At 40.2% G+C, this 20,193-nt stretch carries 18 protein-coding genes; 17 read left to right on the top strand and 1 reads right to left on the bottom strand.

Annotated elements, in window-relative coordinates:
- Nucleotides 1–98: 98 nt before the first annotated feature.
- From QUE46_RS01735 to QUE46_RS01765, 7 genes are all read left to right on the top strand, one after another.
- Entirely contained in the window at nucleotides 99–1,466 is a 1,368-nt protein-coding gene (locus QUE46_RS01735) for an MFS transporter (RefSeq protein ID WP_286245960.1), read from the top strand.
- A gap of 20 nt (nucleotides 1,467–1,486) precedes the next feature.
- Nucleotides 1,487–2,182, top strand: a complete 696-nt coding sequence (gene ssb / locus QUE46_RS01740; protein WP_286245961.1) for a single-stranded DNA-binding protein — start codon at nucleotides 1,487–1,489, stop codon at nucleotides 2,180–2,182.
- A 375-nt stretch (nucleotides 2,183–2,557) separates the two neighbouring features.
- Nucleotides 2,558–5,284 (top strand): response regulator, encoded by a 2,727-nt coding sequence (locus QUE46_RS01745; protein WP_286245962.1) that lies wholly within the window; start codon nucleotides 2,558–2,560, stop codon nucleotides 5,282–5,284.
- Nucleotides 5,285–5,452: 168 nt separating this feature from the next.
- A complete protein-coding gene (gene arsH, locus QUE46_RS01750; RefSeq protein WP_286245963.1) occupies nucleotides 5,453–6,175 on the top strand; it encodes an arsenical resistance protein ArsH in 723 nt (240 codons plus the stop codon).
- Nucleotides 6,176–6,184: 9 nt separating this feature from the next.
- Nucleotides 6,185–7,201 (top strand): ACR3 family arsenite efflux transporter, encoded by a 1,017-nt coding sequence (gene arsB / locus QUE46_RS01755; protein ID WP_286245964.1) that lies wholly within the window; start codon nucleotides 6,185–6,187, stop codon nucleotides 7,199–7,201.
- 9 nt (nucleotides 7,202–7,210) lie between these two features.
- On the top strand, nucleotides 7,211–7,633 hold the full coding sequence (gene arsC / locus QUE46_RS01760; protein ID WP_286245965.1) for an arsenate reductase (glutaredoxin): 423 nt from the start codon (nucleotides 7,211–7,213) through the stop codon (nucleotides 7,631–7,633).
- A 138-nt stretch (nucleotides 7,634–7,771) separates the two neighbouring features.
- On the top strand, nucleotides 7,772–9,445 hold the full coding sequence (locus tag QUE46_RS01765; protein WP_286245966.1) for an EAL domain-containing protein: 1,674 nt from the start codon (nucleotides 7,772–7,774) through the stop codon (nucleotides 9,443–9,445).
- 7 nt (nucleotides 9,446–9,452) lie between these two features.
- Here the strand turns inward: QUE46_RS01765 and QUE46_RS01770 are convergent, their stop codons facing one another.
- Entirely contained in the window at nucleotides 9,453–10,361 is a 909-nt protein-coding gene (locus QUE46_RS01770; RefSeq protein WP_286245967.1) for a 1-aminocyclopropane-1-carboxylate deaminase/D-cysteine desulfhydrase, read from the bottom strand.
- 77 nt (nucleotides 10,362–10,438) lie between these two features.
- Between QUE46_RS01770 and QUE46_RS01775 the strand changes: the two genes are divergently transcribed.
- The 10 genes from QUE46_RS01775 to QUE46_RS01820 are packed head-to-tail and all read left to right on the top strand — an operon-like array spanning nucleotide 10,439 to nucleotide 20,185.
- Nucleotides 10,439–11,371 (top strand): hypothetical protein, encoded by a 933-nt coding sequence (locus QUE46_RS01775; protein WP_024032507.1) that lies wholly within the window; start codon nucleotides 10,439–10,441, stop codon nucleotides 11,369–11,371.
- Nucleotides 11,368–11,967, top strand: coding sequence for a PilN domain-containing protein (locus QUE46_RS01780; protein ID WP_286245968.1), 600 nt, complete (start codon nucleotides 11,368–11,370; stop codon nucleotides 11,965–11,967). The genes QUE46_RS01775 and QUE46_RS01780 overlap by 4 nt, the downstream gene beginning before the upstream one ends.
- The gene (locus tag QUE46_RS01785; protein WP_286245969.1) at nucleotides 11,964–12,644 is read left to right on the top strand and encodes an agglutinin biogenesis protein MshJ; all 681 of its coding nucleotides are present in this window, start codon (nucleotides 11,964–11,966) and stop codon (nucleotides 12,642–12,644) included. The genes QUE46_RS01780 and QUE46_RS01785 overlap by 4 nt, the downstream gene beginning before the upstream one ends.
- Nucleotides 12,622–12,945, top strand: coding sequence for an agglutinin biogenesis protein MshK (locus QUE46_RS01790; RefSeq protein ID WP_286245970.1), 324 nt, complete (start codon nucleotides 12,622–12,624; stop codon nucleotides 12,943–12,945). Before QUE46_RS01785 ends, QUE46_RS01790 begins: the two co-directional genes overlap by 23 nt.
- The gene (gene mshL, locus QUE46_RS01795) at nucleotides 12,929–14,587 is read left to right on the top strand and encodes a pilus (MSHA type) biogenesis protein MshL (RefSeq protein ID WP_286245971.1); all 1,659 of its coding nucleotides are present in this window, start codon (nucleotides 12,929–12,931) and stop codon (nucleotides 14,585–14,587) included. The genes QUE46_RS01790 and mshL overlap by 17 nt, the downstream gene beginning before the upstream one ends.
- A gap of 2 nt (nucleotides 14,588–14,589) precedes the next feature.
- Entirely contained in the window at nucleotides 14,590–15,492 is a 903-nt protein-coding gene (locus tag QUE46_RS01800) for an ExeA family protein (RefSeq protein WP_286245972.1), read from the top strand.
- Nucleotides 15,489–16,667, top strand: a complete 1,179-nt coding sequence (locus QUE46_RS01805; protein ID WP_286245973.1) for a M48 family metallopeptidase — start codon at nucleotides 15,489–15,491, stop codon at nucleotides 16,665–16,667. The genes QUE46_RS01800 and QUE46_RS01805 overlap by 4 nt, the downstream gene beginning before the upstream one ends.
- Entirely contained in the window at nucleotides 16,664–18,391 is a 1,728-nt protein-coding gene (locus tag QUE46_RS01810; protein WP_286245974.1) for a GspE/PulE family protein, read from the top strand. Before QUE46_RS01805 ends, QUE46_RS01810 begins: the two co-directional genes overlap by 4 nt.
- The gene (locus QUE46_RS01815) at nucleotides 18,378–19,595 is read left to right on the top strand and encodes a type II secretion system F family protein (protein ID WP_286245975.1); all 1,218 of its coding nucleotides are present in this window, start codon (nucleotides 18,378–18,380) and stop codon (nucleotides 19,593–19,595) included. The genes QUE46_RS01810 and QUE46_RS01815 overlap by 14 nt, the downstream gene beginning before the upstream one ends.
- Nucleotides 19,596–19,600: 5 nt before the next feature.
- The gene (locus tag QUE46_RS01820; protein ID WP_286245976.1) at nucleotides 19,601–20,185 is read left to right on the top strand and encodes an agglutinin biogenesis protein MshB; all 585 of its coding nucleotides are present in this window, start codon (nucleotides 19,601–19,603) and stop codon (nucleotides 20,183–20,185) included.
- Nucleotides 20,186–20,193: the final 8 nt, after the last annotated feature.

Consider the following 20,193-nt stretch of genomic DNA (forward strand, 5'->3'; position numbering starts at 1 on the left):
GATCAACGAAAAAATCCTTACTTATAGGCGATTAATTATTGCCAAGCTTGTGGTAGAATCCCACCCTAAATTTTTCATATCGTAAGATTACGCAGATAATGACCGCATCTTCACTTAATTCACGAGAAAAGCGCGCCGCTGTATCGCTGGCGAGTGTGTTTGCATTTAGAATGCTCGGCTTGTTTATGCTAATGCCTGTATTGGCTATTTATGGCCAATCGCTTGATGGTTTTTCGCCTATGTGGATAGGATTTGCCATTGGCGCGTATGGTTTAACCCAAGCAGTACTGCAAATACCTATGGGGCGTTTGTCAGATAAAATAGGCCGTAAAAAAGTAATTGTTGGTGGTTTAGTTGTGTTTGCGTTGGGCTCTGTTATTGCAGCGCTTGCCGAATCTATCCAAATGGTTACAGTGGGCCGAGCATTACAAGGTATGGGGGCAATAGCCAGTGCATTACTTGCTTTTGCCAGTGACTTAAGCCGCGACGAACAGCGCCCTAAAGTGATGGCTGTGATTGGTATGAGCATAGGCATGAGCTTTGCTTTTGCCATGTTACTTGGGCCTATTGTTGCCGCGTCGTGGGGTGTGGCAGGCGTATTCTGGTTAACAGCAATACTTGCTGTGTTTGGTATAGGTATTATTTTATTTTTAGTGCCCAATGCCGTAAATAAAGCCCCCAAAGGCGATACCTTGGCAAGCTTTAGCGACATTAAAAAACTTATTAAGCATCCGCAATTATCGCGCTTAAATGCAGGTGTATTGCTGCTACATTTAACGCTAACCACTATTTTTGTGGTACTACCGAGCCAGCTAATAAAAGATGGCTTAGTGGCAAACCACCATTGGTATTTATATATTCCGGTACTGCTTTTAGCGTTTATTTTAATGGTCCCCATTATGATTATTGCCATTAAAAAAGAAAAAGAAAAACAAGCGTTTATTGGCTCAGTAGCACTGCTTTCACTTAGTATGTTTGCTATGTCTATTTGGGTAAATAGCGTGGTTGGCATTGCCATTTGTATGTTGCTTTATTTTGTCGCATTTAATTTTTTAGAAGCCACTATGCCTGCGCTTGTATCGCGAATTGCCCCAGCTAGTCAAAAAGGTTCGGCGATGGGTGGGTATTCGTCTAGCCAGTTTTTAGGGGCTTTTTTAGGTGGTATTTTAGGGGGTTATGTTGCCCAAACTACAAGTACGCAAGCTGTGTTTGCGGCAGCGGCACTTGTTGGGTTAATATGGCTTATTATTGCGTGGAAAATGCAAGTCCCACCGAAAAGTAAAGTTATTAGTTTAATGACCAATTTAAGTTCTGAGGAGCAAGCTCAAGCACTTGCTTCTCAGCTAGTTGCTTTACCTGGCGTAATAGAAGCAACAGTAGTGCGCGACGAAAGCCGCAGCTATTTAAAGATTAATGATAAAGAATTTGACCTAGACCAAGCACGTAAAGTAGCTGGTTTAATCTAACGTTTATAGGAGATGGTTCCATGGCACGCGGTGTGAACAAAGTAATTTTGGTTGGTAATTTAGGACAAGATCCTGAAGTTCGTTACATGCCTAATGGCAATGGTGTAGCAAATATTACCTTGGCAACGTCAGACAGCTATAAAGACAAAAACACTGGCCAAATGGTTGATAAAACTGAGTGGCACCGTGTAGTGTTTTTTGGCAAGCTAGCTGAAATTGTTGGTGAATACTGCCGTAAAGGCTCGCAAATTTACGTAGAAGGTAAACTTCAAACACGTAAATGGACCGACCAACAAGGCCAAGAAAAATACACAACTGAAATTGTAGTTGATGGCTTTACGGGTCAAATGCAAATGCTAGGCGCTCGTGGTGGCGATCAGCAAGGTGGTGGCTATCAAGGTAATCAAGGTGGCCAACAAGGTGGCGGTTACCAAAATAACCAGCAAGGCGGTGGTTATGGTCAAAATAACCAAGGTCAGCAAGGCGGCTATGGGCAACAGCAGCAGGCGGCACCAGCACAGCGTCCGGCTGCAGCTCCTGCAGCACAGCAAAATAACCAATACCAGCAATCAAACAACAGTGGCTTTGCTCCACAGCAAAATAGCGCACCACAGCAGCAAGGTGGTTTTGCACCTAAGCCGCAAAATGCTCCACAAGGCGGCGCATCAAATCCAATGGAACCAACAATAGATTTTGATGACGATATTCCGTTCTGAGGAATACATAAATAATTTTTGTTGATTTAAAATTACAAGGCTCTGTTTATTCAGAGCTTTTTTTTTGCAACTCACTACCGCAATTTCTCTTGCCAATGGGCATGCCCAAACTCCGAAGGAGTAGGACAACTCAGTGATTTCCTTTGCCCTGAATTTATTAAGCAATGCAGGAGCAGCTAAATAGCCAGTTTTTTGTCTAGCTATCAACGCATTATTACATCCTCATAAAAGAGCGCTTAAATAAATGAATTGGTATAAAACTGTACAACTCGACTTTAATGTTAACAAAAGGGTTGTTTACATTTAATTTAATTGATTTATAAATACTTAACAATTACCCTTATAACACTTTACTTTTATGACCCTACGAGAAACATGAAAACTAATATTTTATTTTTATTTCTTGTTTTTCAGTTATTTAGTGCAGCACTAAACGCGCAGCCATTATCTAAAACTACTAATGTTTTATTTATAAATTCGACAAATCAAACCATGCCATGGCACAAAAGTGTTGAGTCAGGACTGCGAACAGAGTTAACACAACGTATTGTAGACTATGATATTTTTGTCGAAAATATGGATATAGGGCGCTTTGATGAGACCACTCAAAAGCAATTAATGAGCGACTACCTTAAGCAAAAATATAAAAATAAGCACATAGATATAATTGTCACGCAATCACCATCGGCTGCGGCGTTAATAGCGCAATTAAATGACTTTTTTACTAGCACACCAAAAATTTATTTAGAACCTGGCGAACAGTTTAGGCTACCGGCAAACACTAATAATGCCTTAATGCGGGCTAAGTTAGACTACAAGCAAGCAACCGCCAGCGCGGTTAATTTAATGAAACCTAAAAAGCTCATTGTGGTGTTAGATACTAAAAATGAAATAGGAATAAACTTTTATGCAGGGCTGTTTAATATTACCAACCAAGATTTTTCGTACTTAGAGATTGAGCAATGGTTTGACCTTCCAGTTGCTGAACTGATGGCAAAAGTAAAAAGTGCGCCATCAGACTCCATTATTTTATTTACCCCTATATTTAGAAATTACGAAAATAAGTCAATTAGCCCATATCAGCTCGTCAGCTTACTCGCTCAGCACAGTAACGCCCCCATTTTTAGCTACTGGGAAGTTTTATTGGGCTCAGGTGTAGTGGGTGGTTATGTTTTATCAGGTGAGAAAATAGGTAGGCGCGTGGGTGAAGCTATTATCTCTTACAATGAAAATAACGTGTTGCCTAGCATAAGCAATGAAAATTTAAGTGTTTATAAATTCGATTGGCGACAGCTTAAAAAATATAATGTTGCACCGCAAAGCCTGCCAGAAAAATCGATTATTGCTTATTATAAGCCAAGTTACTTTGAACAAAATAAAGTGTTAATTTACAGCGCCGCCATTACTATTTTTGTATTGAGCGCTTTTTTAGTGTTTGTATTACGACTAAATCGCCGCCGTATTCAGCTTGTAAACGCGCTTGATGAAGAAAAGCTACGACTAGAGTCGCGTGTAGAGCAACGCACTAAAGAGCTATTACAAGCTAAAGAAGCTGCAGAGCAGCTTACCTCGTCAAAATCTGAATTTTTAGCCAATATGAGTCATGAGATCAGAACCCCAATGAGTGGCATTATAGGGCTTACCAATATTTTATTGGGCAAAAACCTACCTGAGGAAGATAAGCAGTATTTAGAAAAAATAAAGTACTCGTCAGATCAATTGCTTGTGGTTATTAATGACATTTTAGATTTTTCAAAAATTGAGTCTGGAAATATTAAAGTTGAGGCCTTTGCGTTTTCGCTAAACGCGGTTGTTGATTATATAATAACCACATTTGAAAATAGGGCGCGTAGTAAAGGTATTGCGTTTGAGATTAATATTAGCGATAACGTTAAACATAACTTAGTTGGCGATGTGGTGCGTATAAACCAAGTATTAATTAATTTGTGCTCTAACGCGATTAAGTTTACCTCTAAAGGGGCTATTTCGGTGCAAGTAGACGCAGAAGAAGCCTCTAATGACCTCGAAAGTATTGTTTTACGTTTTACTGTTAAAGACACCGGCATTGGTATTGATGAAAAAAGCTTACCTAACTTGTTTGATTCATTCACTCAGGCCGATAGCTCTACAACCCGAAAATACGGGGGAACTGGGTTAGGCTTAGCTATTAGTAAACGTTTATGCCAAGCAATGGGGGGTGATATTTCAGTTAGCAGCATACAAGGTAAGGGCAGTAAATTTATTGCTACCATAAACGTTGAAGTAAACACCCAAGCATTGATAGAAGACAGCCCACAGTTGTCATTTGCTGAACCATTTGATGTATTACTAATAGATGACAATGAAGACGATTTAAGCTTAATTAAAAGGCAGCTTAGTACAATGGGGCTGCGTTGTATGGCTTGCAGCCAGGCAAGTGATGCAATAGAAATAATTAAAGAGAATAAAAACACCTTTAAAATTATTATAGTTGACGGTGAAATGCCTACCATGAGCAGTGAAACGTTTTTTACCCGCATCTATAAAGTAAACCCATTGCTTTGTAACAATATTATTGTACTTACAGCAAGTAAAAACGATGCAATTTACGACATAGCCCAAAAAATAAACATTAAAACTATTTTGCATAAGCCTGTGCTTACCAGCGTGTTATTTGAAGCAATGAAAAGCAAAGTGGTTAGCCCTTTTACGAGGAATACCCATAACCCCGCCACCGCAAAGCCATTGCAAGGTGTAAAAATACTCGTTGCTGAAGATAACGACATAAACAGGCTGATTGTATCCGATATATTAGTCGCCAGTGGGGCGCAGGTGCATGCAGTAGAAAATGGCTTAGAATGTATTCAAATCGTAAAATTAGAAACGTTTGATATTATTTTAATGGATATTCATATGCCCATTATGGATGGTGTAGAAGCGACTAAAGTAATACGCAGTGACAGCAATACTGCGCTTGCCTCTATGCCTATTATTGCGTTAACTGCAAACGTAATGAATGATGATATTACTCACTACCTATCTACTGGTATGAATTCGCATGTTGCTAAACCAATAAAAGCTAAAACATTACGCGATACGATACTTGATTGCTTAAATAAATAAACTTATCAATTACCTACCTTTAATAGCAGGCTTTAATGCCTGCAACGTTAGAACACCAAACATAAAATTTATATAAATAGGATTTGACTCACACCTTTTAATATGTGAAATTTCATATATTCGTTTTTTCATATATTAGTTCACTACAGAGCTACAAGGTTAAGGGTTATGAGTAAATCAATTGAACACGAGCTACCAAATTTAGAACTTTCACAAAGCATTCCTCCTACCGTTAAGGATTTCACGTTAACGTTTTCATCTCATAAACCTAAAATTTTATTGTTATACGGATCGCTAAGAACCCGCTCATATAGCAAGTTAGTTATAGAAGAAAGTGCGCGCTTGTTAATCCACTTTGGTGCTGAGGTTAAAATATTTAACCCTGAAGGTTTACCCATAACAGATAGTGAAGATGAAACGCACCCTAAAGTGCAAGAGTTACGTGATTTAATGCTTTGGTCTGAAGGGCAAGTTTGGTGCTCGCCGGAACGACACGGTGCTATGACGAGTGTATTTAAAAACCAGATTGATTGGATCCCATTAAACCTTGGTGGGGTAAGGCCTACACAAGGTAAAACGCTGGCTGTGCTGCAGGTTTGTGGTGGTTCGCAGTCATTTAATGTGGTTAATCAGTTACGCGTATTAGGGCGTTGGATGCGCATGATAACAATACCTAATCAGTCATCTGTGCCTAAAGCGTTTTTAGAATTTGAAGAAAATGGCCGAATGAAGCCTTCTGCTTTTTACAATCGAATTGTGGATGTAATGGAAGAGCTCGTAAAATTTACCTTATTAATGCGCGACCAAAAAGAATACTTTGTTGATAGATACTCTGAGCGAGTAGAAACAGCAGAGCAGCTCAGTAAACGCGTAAATCAAAAAGATATTTAGGAGGTTACAGTGGGGTTATTTGAACGCTTTTTATCGGTGTGGGTTGCGCTGGCAATCGCGCTAGGAATTGTGGCCGGTTACACCGTACCCGAGGTATTTAGTGTTGTTGCAAGCTTAGAGTATGCTCATGTAAATATTGTTATCGCTGTACTCATTTGGTTTATGATTTACCCAATGATGGTGCAAATTGACTTCTCCTCTATTAAAGATGTAGGCAAAAAGCCTAAAGGCTTAGTGCTGACAGTCGTTATCAACTGGCTCATAAAACCCTTTACCATGGCTTTATTAGGGTGGTTATTTTTTAAAGGCATTTTTGCAGACTTTGTCGACCCACAAACGGCAACAGAATACATAGCCGGTATGATTTTATTAGGAGTAGCACCATGTACTGCAATGGTGTTTGTGTGGAGCCAACTAACAAAAGGCGATGCTAATTACACGTTAGTGCAGGTATCTATAAACGATATTATTATGATTTTTGCCTTTGCGCCCATCGCAGGTTTATTACTAGGGGTAACAGACATAACGGTACCGTGGGACACGTTATTAATCTCGGTGGTTTTGTATGTACTTATTCCATTAATAGCAGGCGCTATTACCCGCAAAAAGTTAGATAAAGGTGATGATCACACACGGTTAAATCACTTTTTAAAGGTAATGAAACCATATTCTATCATTGGCTTACTGGCAACGGTGGCACTTTTGTTTGGTTTCCAGTCTCAAACTTTAATAGATAATCCAGAAGCGATTGTATTGATTGCTATTCCACTGCTTATTCAAACGTATGGTATTTTTGCAATAGCCTACATAGCCGCAAAAAAAATGGGCCTAGCTCATAATATTGCAGCGCCAGCTTGCATGATTGCAACTTCTAACTTTTTTGAGTTAGCCGTTGCCGTAGCCATTTCATTATTTGGTTTACACTCTGGTGCTGCGCTTGCCACCGTTGTGGGCGTTCTTGTTGAAGTACCTGTTATGCTTAGCTTAGTTTATTTTGCTAATAAAACGCGTCATTGGTTTAACTAGGAGAGTGTCATGATCGTTATTTATCATAACCCTGATTGTGGTACATCGCGCAATGTATTGCAGATTATTAAAGCCGCTGGCTATAACCCAACGGTTATTGAATACCTTAAAGAGGGCTGGACAAAACCTCAGTTGTTAGCGCTATTTGCCGCAGCAAACTTAACACCTAAAACGGCTCTGAGAGTGAGTAAATCGCCTGCTGAAGAGCTAGGTTTGTTAAATGAAAACGTAACAGACGAAGCTATTTTAGAGGCCATGCTTGAGCATCCAATACTGGTTAATAGACCTATAGTGTGCACTGAAAAAGGGGTTAAACTGTGTCGCCCTAGTGAGCACGTTTTAACGCTGTTAGCGCAATGGCCTAAAGGCGAGCTATACAAGGAAGACGGCGAAATGATATTAAACGCGCGGGGCGAGCAACCCGAAAAGTAATAAACTATTTGCCAAAACCCCGTTTGCACGGGGTTTTTTGTTTAGAAAAATTATAAACATTTAAACTTGCTTAGTCTGCTTGTGCTAATGACTATTTTGAACAACACTTTAAATAGTCGCGTTGCCACAGAGAGCACTATGCATAAAGCCATAATAAAATTTGCTGAGCAAAAAAAAATAATTTACTTAACCAGCTTTGCGTTGGTGGTAATTATTTTTAATGTGCTTTTAAATGATACGCTCCATAAAAAAATTCATAAAAATGGCCAGCAGTTAACACAGCAAATTTTTGAGCTGCAAATTAATGCCAACACCGAAAAAGAAATAGTGCAAGCATTGGCACAAAGTAAGGGCTTTATGCTGGCTGCACACTCAAATGCCGAACACTTCAAATACTTAGTTGATATACAGCACGATGTATTTAGCTATAAAACTCTCAGTATAAGTTTATACCACTGGCCTGCATGGGTGGAGCAAGCCTACTTATTTTTACTATTAAATATCATTATATTAGGTGCCGCTAGCTGGTGGGTTAGATGGTGGAAAGTATTAGTAAAAAAACCAGCAGCGAACATGTCATTGCCTTACAGTAAAACTAAAGCAGCAAAAATACTTTCTACGCAAATCACCACTTTAAACTGCGAAGTAAAGTCTATGTACGGTGTGAGTGCAGCGCGGCATAGTTTATTTGCTATAGTGAAATGTGATTGCGTGTTTGATAAAAATACCGATATCCAAGCAAGTTTTAAGGTATGGATAGCAAAATACTTTAAAGAGCTTCCTGCAATATCAGTTAATGTATTTGATGCTAACAACCTTGCTATTACTTTAAATAATATCCCTGTAGCAAAGCTAGATACATACAGTGAAAACCTGCACGAATGCGTTTATCAAATTTGTAAGCGTTATCGAAGCACTGTAACGCGTAAAAACATAAAGATTGGCCTGTGCGATTATCGATATGCGGCTGAGCAACCCGTTATTTTTAAGCTCGCTAAATCTGCCTTAGTATTTTCAGAAAAAAGTTTAATTCAGCACTGGCATAGGCTCGCGTTACAGCACGAACAAGGTAACTTAATTTCAAGTAAGCAGGTTATTGAAAATATTAAAAAGAATAAATTTATTTTGTTCTTTCAACCGTTATTTATGATCACCAGCGGCGATATTTTACAACATGAAGTGCTAATAAGAATTAGGCAGCAACCGCATGGTTTATTAGCTGCGCGCTACTTTATTAATCAAGACTTTAACAATCACCAAGCATTGGAGTTAGATAAAGCGGTGCTACTTCAAGTAAAAAAACTAATTTTAGCTGAGCCCAGCGCACTAACGGTAAGTGTTAATTTGCATATAAGTAATTGGTTTAACGAGCAGTTTTGGAGCTGGTTTGTTACCAATATGAAAGACTTTACGACAAAGCGAAAGTTACAGTTTGAAATTAGCGAAGCAGATTTTATTAAGTACCAAGCACAACTAGCAGATGCCTTTGAAAAACTGACGGCCCTACAAAGTTTGCTGGTGATTGATAATGTACAGAATGTGGAGCACATTAACCAAATTGCGTCTCAAAAATTAGTTAGCGGTATAAAACTAGGGTATCCGCTCGTTCATAATGTGGATGAAAAAACGCAACAGCAAAAACAAGTTAAAAACATTGTAGCGCAAAGCAAGTTGCTCAATATACCTGTGTACGCGGTGGGCGTAGAAACCCAAAAAGAGCTACTTATATTGGCTAAATTAGGTGTAGTTGCCGCACAAGGCTTTTACTTTTCGGAGCCCTTACAGGAATACACACATGCTACGTTTTATTAGGAAGTTTCTAAATTAGGCCACGATATTTTAGCCCATTGAGCCCCTGTAAGCCGCCCGTATGAATAGCCATTATATGACTACCAGTAGCAAAGTAATCTTGCTCGATAAGCTGCCATAGTGCATACATCATTTTACCGCTATATATAGGCTCAAGAGGTAAGTTATGTTGCTGCTGCATGCGTTTACAAAACTGCCATAAGTCATTACTAAATTTGCCATAACCGCCATCATGAAACTGTGTAAGTAGCTGCCAATTGGATTGCTGAGCTGCTTTTTTACTGAGTGCTGTAATTTCTTTGTTCAAGTACTCGGCTTGTTTTAATACCGCAATTCCTAATAGCTGCGTGGTTTGGTGGCTACCCTCAATTAAGCCTGCAAGTGTTCCGCCACTTCCTGTGGGGCACACTAAGTAATCATGCTTTGGTAAGCTTTTAGCAAGCTCAGCACACCCAGGCAGGGCATATGTATTACTTCCACCTTCTGGGATTATATAGGCGTGTTCAAAGCGTGCTTGTAACTGGGCTAAATAATCAGGGTCTTGGCGCTGCTTATATTCAATACGCGTAACCGCATGTAAGTCCATTGCGCACTGTTTAGCAAATTGCAGGGTGGGGTTGTGAGTATCTAAGTGTGGCCCTCTAATTATGGCGTGGGTTTTTATATTAAATAGTTTACCCGCCCCTGCACAGGCGTGAACATGATTAGAAAAAGCCCCCCCAAAGGTGAGTAGTTGTGTTTTATTAAGGGCTTGCATTTGCTGTAAATTATATTTTAGCTTACGCCATTTGTTACCACTTATTAGTGGGTGAAGTAAGTCATCCCTTTTCACACTTAACCGTATGTTTCTCTTTTTAAGACAGGCGCTATCTATTTGTTGTATCGGACTTTCTTTTTCAATATTAAATAAATTAAGCATTATTTCTCGTGTTTAAACTTGCAAACTAAAAAACTTGTACGACACTTAGTTAATCTCTTATTAACAATAGTAGCTATATGAAAAAAAAGCTGTTTTCGTTGTTATCTTGGTTAAATCGCAGTTTAGACTCAAGCACAGCAATTGGTATTGCTACTTATGCAGATACAGTAAACGCGGTGTGTTTAAAAAAAAATCAAGGGCAGTGGTACGTACATAACTCACACAGTGTGAATGTAGAGGACCAAACGGATTATACAGTCGCTATTGCAACTTGCACAAATGAAGTTTGCGCTGAGGTGTGCCCAGTAAATTTAGTAGTTCCTCATTATTTTTACCAAATAGTGCAAATGGATAAACCCATGCTGAGTGATGAAGAGATCATTCAATCTTTACCTTGGACAACAAAAGACTTAGTTGATATTCCTCCAGAGAACATTGTTGCCGACTTTATCGATTACCCAATCGTTCAGCCTATGCAAAGCAGTAAAATGAATGTGTTTATTACTAATAAACTACAGTTATTGCCTTTCATTGATAGCTTTTCAAAAATAAAGCCTGTGCTCAGAGCTATGACCTCTGAAGAAATGATTTTAGTGACCTTGTTTGGTGAAGATAAAAGTGCACACATGCTTATAGTGCAACATGCAGGGCATGAGCCGCGTATTTTAATTATTCGTGATGGGCAGCTTTTATTAGCAAGGCGTTTAAACGGGTTTTTAGGTATTTCAGATAAAGAACGCACACACGGTTTAGTGGAAGCCTTAGGGCTTGAGATCCAACGATCAATGGATTTTTTTGAAAGCCAACTAAAACAGCCTCCTATTAGAAGCATTCAGCTGCATTGCGATGATTTATCGTCGTTAACGTTAAGAGCAGGCCTTGCAGAATTTTTGCAAGTAAAGGTTGTTGATTTTAAACCTAATATAGATTTAGCACAGGATCTTGAGCCAAGCTTTTATTACGCATTAGGCGCAGCGTACCAATTAACTGATCCGGATTCAGTGCTATGAAAACACGGATTAATTTTTACCAAAAAGCCATTAGGGTTAGACGCGACCCAGTGCCCTTTAAAGGGATGCTTTTGCTGTGGCTAGGTACATTGCTAGTGGTTGCATTAACCTGGTTGTTTTATTTATACGAAGAGCACAAGAGCCAGCAATTACTTACACAAAGCCAAGCTTATCTAAAGCAAACGCAGCAGCAATTGAACGTGGTAAAGCAGCGATTAGCTGATAAACAAAACAAATCGCACTTAATTGATGAGCTAAAAGTACTGCAACAAGAAATTTTACACAAACAGCAAGTGTTTGATTATTTAGAAAATACATCAATGCACACGAAAACGGATTATGCCGATGTGATGCGCGATTTGGCAGCGTACCACGAGCCGCAAATTTGGCTTGATCAGATAAAATTTGAAGGCAAAAAAGTAGTGCTCAAAGGGCGTACTCAACAGGCTAAATATTTACCTATTTGGCTTACTAATCTCAAGCAATCAAGCTTTTTTAAGGGGAAGGAGTTTTCAGTGCTGGAGCTGTCGAGCAGTGATGGCGTGAGCGAATTTAATGTGGCTACAGAGCTTAGTTCAAGTGAGGTAACACAATGAATGAGCAAAATGAAAATAAAGGCTGGCCAGTATTTGTTAAATACCAAGCACAATTTGCGGCGTTACAGCAGCGGGAAAAGTATTCTGTTCTGTTTGTTGGCTTATTTCTGATTGTTTATTTAGGTTTGTGGTTTGTGGTGTTTCCGCAGCAAGATGCAGTGAATAGTTTACGTGTTGAACAAAACGCATTGTGGCAAAAACTAAATCAAAATGAAGCGCAACTCTCTATGCTTACACAGGCATTAGAGCATGACTACACAAAAGTGCTCAGAAACCAGGTAGGGCAAACTCAGCGTGAGCTAGAAGATATAAATAATAAACTAAGTAAGTTTAGCCAAGGCTTTATTTCAGCAAACAAAGTGCCTGCAGTCTTAAAGGATTTATTAGTAAATACCCCCGATGTGCAGGTCGTTGGCTTTAGTGTAAACCCTGCCAAAGCAATTGATGTAGAAAAACTCGGTGAGCATGATACGCAAACATTATTTTTTGAACACCAAATGATAGTTACTTTGCAGGGGCGTTATTTTAGTTTGCAGCAGTATTTAGAAGGCCTTAAAGCTAGCCAACAAAAGTTGTTAATACAGCAGTTTAACTATCAGGTGCAAACATACCCTAATGCAGAGTTAACATTACAAATCGCAACGGTGAGTGCCAATGAAAAATTTATCGCTTTATAGTTTGTGTGTGTTTTGCGTGTGTTTTTTCTCTGTTAGTTCAGCTGAAATATTGCGCGACCCTACTCAACCAAGCAATGCACCAACACTAAAAGGCGCTGCAACTAGCAATACAGCGCTGTCGTTACAATCAATTATTAAAACCGAAAAGCAATACAAAGCGATTATTTCTAAGCAGGTATATAAGCCAGGAGATGTAGTAGGTGAATTTCGGGTGCTAACAATAAACGCCAATTCTGTGCTGTTAGCAAATGATGATAAGCAAATAAAATTAGAATTATACGACTATGAAATTAAAAAATAATATAACAAAGCCATGGCTTGCGCTTATTTTAATACCGCCTTTTTTAACAGCGTGCCATAGTTTTAAGCCCGGGAAAGAGATTCAGCCACACATAGCACAAGAGCTTGCACCTGTAAGTAACCAAGCTAAAAGTGTTGCACCGGTAGAGGTGAGTAGCGCGCTTACACAAAGCTTACTTTCATCACTTAATAGTGAGCAAAGCTTAACCAATGAGTTAGCTGTAAAGCGTTTTGATGTAGCCGCAAAAGAGGTAGAAATAAGCTCATTTTTTAATGGTTTAACCGCCGATACACCATACAGCGTAGCAGTACACCCACAGGTGAGTGGTGTTATTTCTTTAAATTTAAAAAACGTAACATTTGAAGAGGTTATAGCGGTTATTAAGCGTATGTATCCGTTAGATATTGTCCAAGAAGGTCGTATTGTGCAGGTGTTACCTGCAATCATGCGCACAGAAACTATACCGGTTAACTATTTGATGATGCAGCGCCATGGGCAATCAACAGTAAGTGTTGTAGCTGGTGGGGTAAGCCAGTTTTCGCAAAACAACTCAAGTTCAAATTCAAGCTCAAACAGTAGTAATAATTCAAGCCAAAATAATCAGTTTGGCAGCGATAATCAAAATACTGAGTTAAATGGCTCTCGTATTCAAACAATTAATCAAAACGACTTTTGGAAAGAGCTTGAACTTGCTCTTAAATCGCTTATTGGTTCAAACGATGGTCGTTATGTGGTTGCTAGCCCACAGGCAAGCTTGGTTACGGTTAATGCCTTGCCAAGTGAAATAAATCAGTTAAAAGATTTTTTACGTCAAAGCCAAGAAAACCTTCAGCGACAAGTTATTCTTGAGGCTAAAATTGTCGAAATTACCTTAAAAGATGAATACCAACAAGGAGTTAACTGGGAGCGAATTTCTAGAGGGTTAGAAGGTGGGGTGTCGTTTGCAACAACAGCAGGCAGCATAGGTAATTCTATTTCAGCTACTTTAGGAGGGGTCTCCTCGTTAACGATTGAAAAAGGCGACTTTAGCGGTGTAATTAGTTTGCTTGAAACCCAGGGTGACCTGCAAATGCTTTCTAATCCCCGTGTAACGGCTACAAACAATCAAAAAGCAGTGATTAAAGTAGGCCAAGATGAGTACTTTGTTACTAACGTTTCGAGCACAACGGTAACGGGTACCTCAACGACTACTTCACCAGAAATAGATCTAACTCCGTTTTTTTCAGGCATTGCGCTCGATGTCACACCACAAATTGATAAATATGGCTCAGTTATTTTACATGTTCATCCTTCAGTAACCGAAACAGAAGAGCAGCTCAAGGTAATTACATTAGATGATCAGCGTTTTGAGTTGCCGCTTGCGCAAAGCAATATTCGTGAATCTGATACGGTCATCCGCGCTCAAAGTGGTGAAATAGTCGTAATAGGTGGGCTAATGCAAACCACCACGGAAGATGAAGAATCGAAAACCCCTATTTTGGGCGATGTGCCAATACTGGGCAACTTGTTTAAAAGTATTAGTAAGCGCCAAGAGAAAAAAGAGCTCGTTATTTTAATCAAGCCAACGGTGGTAATGCCCGACACGTGGAAAAAGCAACAGGCTCACAGCCGCGCGCTGCTAAATACATGGTATGAGAACTAACAATGTATTTAAGCTTTTTTAATTTAAGTGAAATGCCTTTCACCTTAACCCCAAATACCGAGTTTTTTTGTGCACTTGAGCCGCACCACGAAGCCATGCAAGTGCTTACCACAGCGCTAGAAATGGGGGAGGGATTTATAAAAGTAACAGGGGAAGTAGGGACAGGCAAAACCTTACTATGCAGAAAGCTTTTAAATCAAATTGAAGAAGACTACTTTGTGGCTTATTTACCTAATTCTTATTTAAGCCCTGAAGAGTTACGCTGGGCTATTGCTGTAGAGCTTGGCATGGAGGTAGATAAAAGCCTAGATCAGCAATCGCTAAGCCAGCAAATAAACCATTACTTACTAGAGTTGCAAGAAGATAACGAACGGGTTGTGCTCCTGATAGATGAAGCGCAGTGCCTGAGTTGGGATACACTTGAAGCGCTTCGGTTATTTACAAACCTAGAAACTGAAACCGAAAAGCTTATTCAGGTGGTGCTATTTGGCCAACCTGAATTAGATGAAAAACTTGCTAATAGTAAGGTGAGGCAGTTACGCCAGCGGATCAGTTTTTCGTACTCATTGCGTGCAATGACCGCCAGTGAAGTTATTTATTATATTAATCACCGTTTACAGGTGGCAGGCTTTAATCAGCCACCACTATTTACTAACCGGTTAGGATTAAAAATAGCGCGTGCGAGTCGAGGAATACCCCGTTTGGTCAACATTTTATGCCATAAAGTTTTACTGCAGGCATACGGTGAAGGCCTTAATAAAGTAACACCGCGCCATATACATCTTGCCATTGCAGACACCGAAGATTGTAAAAAGCACCATGCTAACCATTACTGGGGTTACAGCTTATTAGCTATTAGTGTTTTTGTTATTGCAGTTATGTGGGTATGGAGGCAATGGTTATGAGTGTGATTAATAACATGCTAAAAAATATCGACCAACGTCAAACTGCACAGCGTAATCAGCAAAGTGGCGGGGTCGATATTCCCCCCGTACGCGACTATCACGATGTATTATTTAAAGTGCTGAGTGTTTTATTAGCAATTGTACTCATTTTTACAGCCTACCTTTATTTACCTTTTGCACAGGCACCTCAAGTGAGTAGCGACACGGCTGAAACAGCCCATGCAGGTAATAACAGCCAGCCGATTGAAATTGCTCAAACTAAAATTACCCCTGTAATTAAGCCCTCAAAACAATTAAGTGAAAATAACACAGATGCTAAAGCGGCTCATATTAATGCGGATGAGCAAAAAGAGCAGGCGCAAGTACAAAGCAATAACGCATTACTAAATCAGCCAAAAGAGATAGCAATACAGCAACAAAGCAAAGACAAAGCTACGCTAATCAGTAAAACAGTAAGCTTTGCAGATAAAGTAGCCAATAGCGCAGAGGTAAACGGCCCAATTGAAGCAAAAAACAGTACATACGCAAAAAGCATTACGCCAGCTGAGCAGCCGTCCGTTGAAAATAAATTAATAAAAACGCTAAGTGTTAAACAAACCAAAGCCCAGCGCATAGCACAGCAATTAAAGCGCGCTAAACAAGCGTTGGAATTTGCTTTATATGATGATGCGATTAACGATTTAACCGCTATTTTGAAAGCACAACCTGAGCATATAGAAGCGCGTAACTTACTTGCGGCAACGTATTTTCAGCAACAGGATGTACTTATGGCTCAGCAGTTATTAGTCGCAGGTATAAAAATAAACCCTGAGGTTGTGCAGTGGCGTGTAATGCTCAGTAAAGTTTTAATTATGCAGCAAGAGTACGATGGCGTGCTTAAACTGCTCATAGCCGAACTTGAGCCGCAAGCAAACGTGGAGTTTTGGGTATTAAAAGGCACTGCAGCACAAAATGCGCAGCAACATCAAATAGCGCTTGCGAGTTTTACACAGCTTACACAGCTTCAGCCTCAACAGGCTAAATGGTGGTTGGCATTAGCCACTTCAAAAGATGCGTTAGGGGAGTTTGCTGATGCAAAGCACCTTTATAAAGTTGCCCTAGATTTAGGCGGTTTAAATGCCGTAATGACGCAACATGCACTACAGCGTTTAGTTGTATTGAAGGGGGCTGTATGAGACCTAGTTTAAAAATGCGCTTAGGGGATTTACTCGTTCATGAGCAAATGATCACCGAAGCGCAGCTAAGTGAAGCACTTAATGTGCAAGCCGCGTCAGGGCGAAAGTTAGGAGCGACATTAATTGCGCTTGAGTTTATAAGTGAGCCGCAATTATTACGCTTTTTAGCTCAACAATTACAAATACCGTTTTTAGATATTTCGCAGCGAAAAATATCTTCAGATGTATCTAAATTACTTTCAGAGGTTTATGCCAGACGCTACCGAGCATTAGTAATAGAAGATAACGGGGATTCTGTGTTAGTCGGAATGAGTGACCCTGCTGATTTGAGAGCGTTGGATCAGTTAGCGCCAATGCTAGCACCTAAGCGAATTGAGCTTGCTGTTGTGCAAGAAAGCCAGCTTATGGCAGCGTTTGATAATGTGTACCGCCGAACAGAAGAGATTACTAACTTTGCTGAAAAGCTACACGAAGAATACGAAGACGTAGAAGAGTTTGACCTTAATTCCTTAGCAGATGAAACCTCTGACGCCACCGTAGTAAAACTACTGCAATCTATATTTGAAGATGCAGTACAAGTACGTGCATCAGATATTCATATAGAACCCGATGAAAGGCTATTACGCATTCGCCAACGAGTTGATGGTGTATTGCAAGAGCACACATTAAACCAAGTAAAAATAGCCTCTGCTTTAGTACTTAGGCTAAAGCTTATGTCGGGGTTAGATATATCGGAGAAGCGTTTACCGCAAGACGGCCGTTTTAATATAAAAGTGCACGCGCACAGCATTGATGTACGTTTATCGACAATGCCAGTGCAATATGGCGAGTCAGTTGTGATGCGGTTGCTCGACCAATCTGCAGGGCTTTTATCGTTAGATGAAACCGGCATGCCGGTACATATTTTAAAACGCTTACGCAGCATTATTAAACGCCCTCATGGCATGGTGCTAGTGACTGGGCCTACAGGCTCAGGTAAAACAACCACTTTGTATGGCGCTTTAAGTGAGCTTAACCAACAAGAAAGTAAAATTATTACCGTAGAAGATCCGGTTGAATACCGCATTGGGCGGGTAAACCAGGTGCAAATAAATAACAAAATAGGCTTAAGCTTTGCCAGTGTATTAAGAACCACACTACGCCAAGACCCCGATATTATAATGGTTGGCGAAATGCGTGACCAAGAAACCGTTGATATAGGCTTAAGGGCTGCATTAACGGGGCATTTAGTGCTTTCTACGTTACATACCAACGATGCCATATCAAGCGCAATGCGCTTAATTGATATGGGGGCACCCGCTTACCTAGTAGCAAGCTCACTACGCGCTATTATTGCTCAACGCTTAGTTAGGCGTATTTGCAATGAATGTAAAACACCGTATCACCCAGATAAACAAGAACAAAGTTGGCTTACGTATTTAGGCGAAGATGTTAGCAGCACACAGTTTTGGCGAGGCCAAGGCTGCACAGCGTGTAGCCATAGTGGCTATAAAGGCCGGGTGGGGATTTTTGAACTGCTAGAAATGAACGACGCTATGATGGATGCCCTGCGTATTAACGACACGCAGCGTTTTGCCGAAGCGGCTAAAAATAGCGCTAATTTCGCGCCGCTTTCTTATATGGCGTTAACGTATGCCAAGCAAGGCATTACCTCGCTAGATGAAGTATTTAAAGTGGCTGAATATGTACCTGAAGTAGTAGGTGATGACGATGCAGCTTTATAGTTACAAAGCTAAAGACGCAAAGGGTGCGCTGGTTAAAGGCCGTGTTGAGGCAAATAATGAGGCCGGTGTGGCCGATAGCTTAATAAAGCGCCAATACATACCTATTTCAATTTCATTAGTTGAAACAAAAAACAATATAAAGTTATTCGATGACCTATTTAGCGAAAAAATAACCCTTGATGACATGATCATGTTTTCACGGCAAATGTATTCATTACTCAAAGCCGGGATCCCCATTATTAGGGCAATGATAGGGCTTGCTGATACCACGCAAAATAAAGAGTTTAAAAGTGTATTGCTTGAAGTAACACGCCAGCTTGAACAGGGCCGTGAACTATCCAGTGCACTAGCTATACACAACAAGGTGTTTAGCCGCTTAACTATCTCTATGGTTAAAGTCGGAGAAGGGTCGGGACGATTAGAAGATGCGTTTTATCAACTGGCTATTTATTTTGAAAAAGAGCAAGAGACTCGTAAGCGTATCAAAGCGGCTATGCGTTACCCCACTTTTGTTATTTTGGCGCTTTTAGTGGCGATGATCATATTAAATATTTTTGTGATCCCAACCTTTGCCAGCATGTTTGAAAAGTTTGACGCAGAGCTGCCTTTAATGACCCAAGTTCTTATTGGCACCAGTAACTTTTTTGTCAATTATTGGTGGTTGCTAGCGCTAATGTTAGTGGGGGGAGTGATTGCTTGGCGTCGCTATTTAAATACCTCGGCAGGGCGTTTTAACTGGGATCAGCACAAGTTAAAAATTCCGTTTGTAGGCGATATTTTAAAGCGTACCTTGCTTGGCCGTTATAGCCAAAGCTTAGCCATGGTGCTGCGCTCGGGCGTCCCTATGACGACAGGGCTGTCATTAACGGCCCACGCAGTTGATAACAGCTACATGGAAAAAGCCATTATTACCATGCGCCAAGATATCGAAAAAGGCGACAGTTTGTTGCGAGCGTCGCGAAGTAGCGAGCTATTTTCACAGTTGGTACTGCAAATGGTGGCAGTGGGAGAAGAAACAGGTCGCGTAGATGAGTTGTTGCAAGAAGCGGCCGACTTTTATGAGCGAGAAGTAGATTACGATTTACGTAGTTTAACCGCCAAAATAGAACCCATTTTGACGGTGTTTGTTGCCATTATGGTGCTTATTTTAGCACTGGGTATTTTTATGCCAATGTGGAACATGATGTCGGCCATTAAAGGGTAGCGATTGTGACTAACTGCCGTGCTCGCGTAACAGGTTTTTCATTATTTGAGCTTGTTTTAGTAGTTGTTTTACTGGCAGTTATTATGACTTTTGCTATACCTCAATACATAGGGGTTAAAAACCAGGCACAAAATGCCAGTGTGGATGTGGTGGCTGGTGGGTTTGCTTCTGCGGTAGCGATGGTCAGAGGCCAGTGGGAATTATCGGGGCGTCCAAAGGGCGTTAATAATACAACACATATTAATTACGGAGGTGTCATTGTTGGTGTCGATGGGAATAGGGGCACACCAACGGGTGATAAAACGACTAATACTGATACGCGGGCCAGCGCAATGACTGCACTGCAATGCCAAAAAGTATTAAATGTAATTTTACAAGATGCGCCTACAAGCACATTAAGTACCGAGGTTTCTATAATAACCAAGGTGAGTTATTTAGTGCGTTATAACACTAAAAACAACCAGTGTATTTATTATTTAACCCATAATTTAAACACTAACAACCTACCTACCGATGGCGCTGTTATAGCAAAAAACGTGGGATTTTCGTACTTTCCAACTACGGGCAAAGTGCATATTTTTAAAAACTAAGTAATAAA

This window comes from Pseudoalteromonas sp. MM1 (assembly GCF_030296835.1).
In the GTDB taxonomy this organism is placed as follows: Bacteria; Pseudomonadota; Gammaproteobacteria; order Enterobacterales; family Alteromonadaceae; genus Pseudoalteromonas.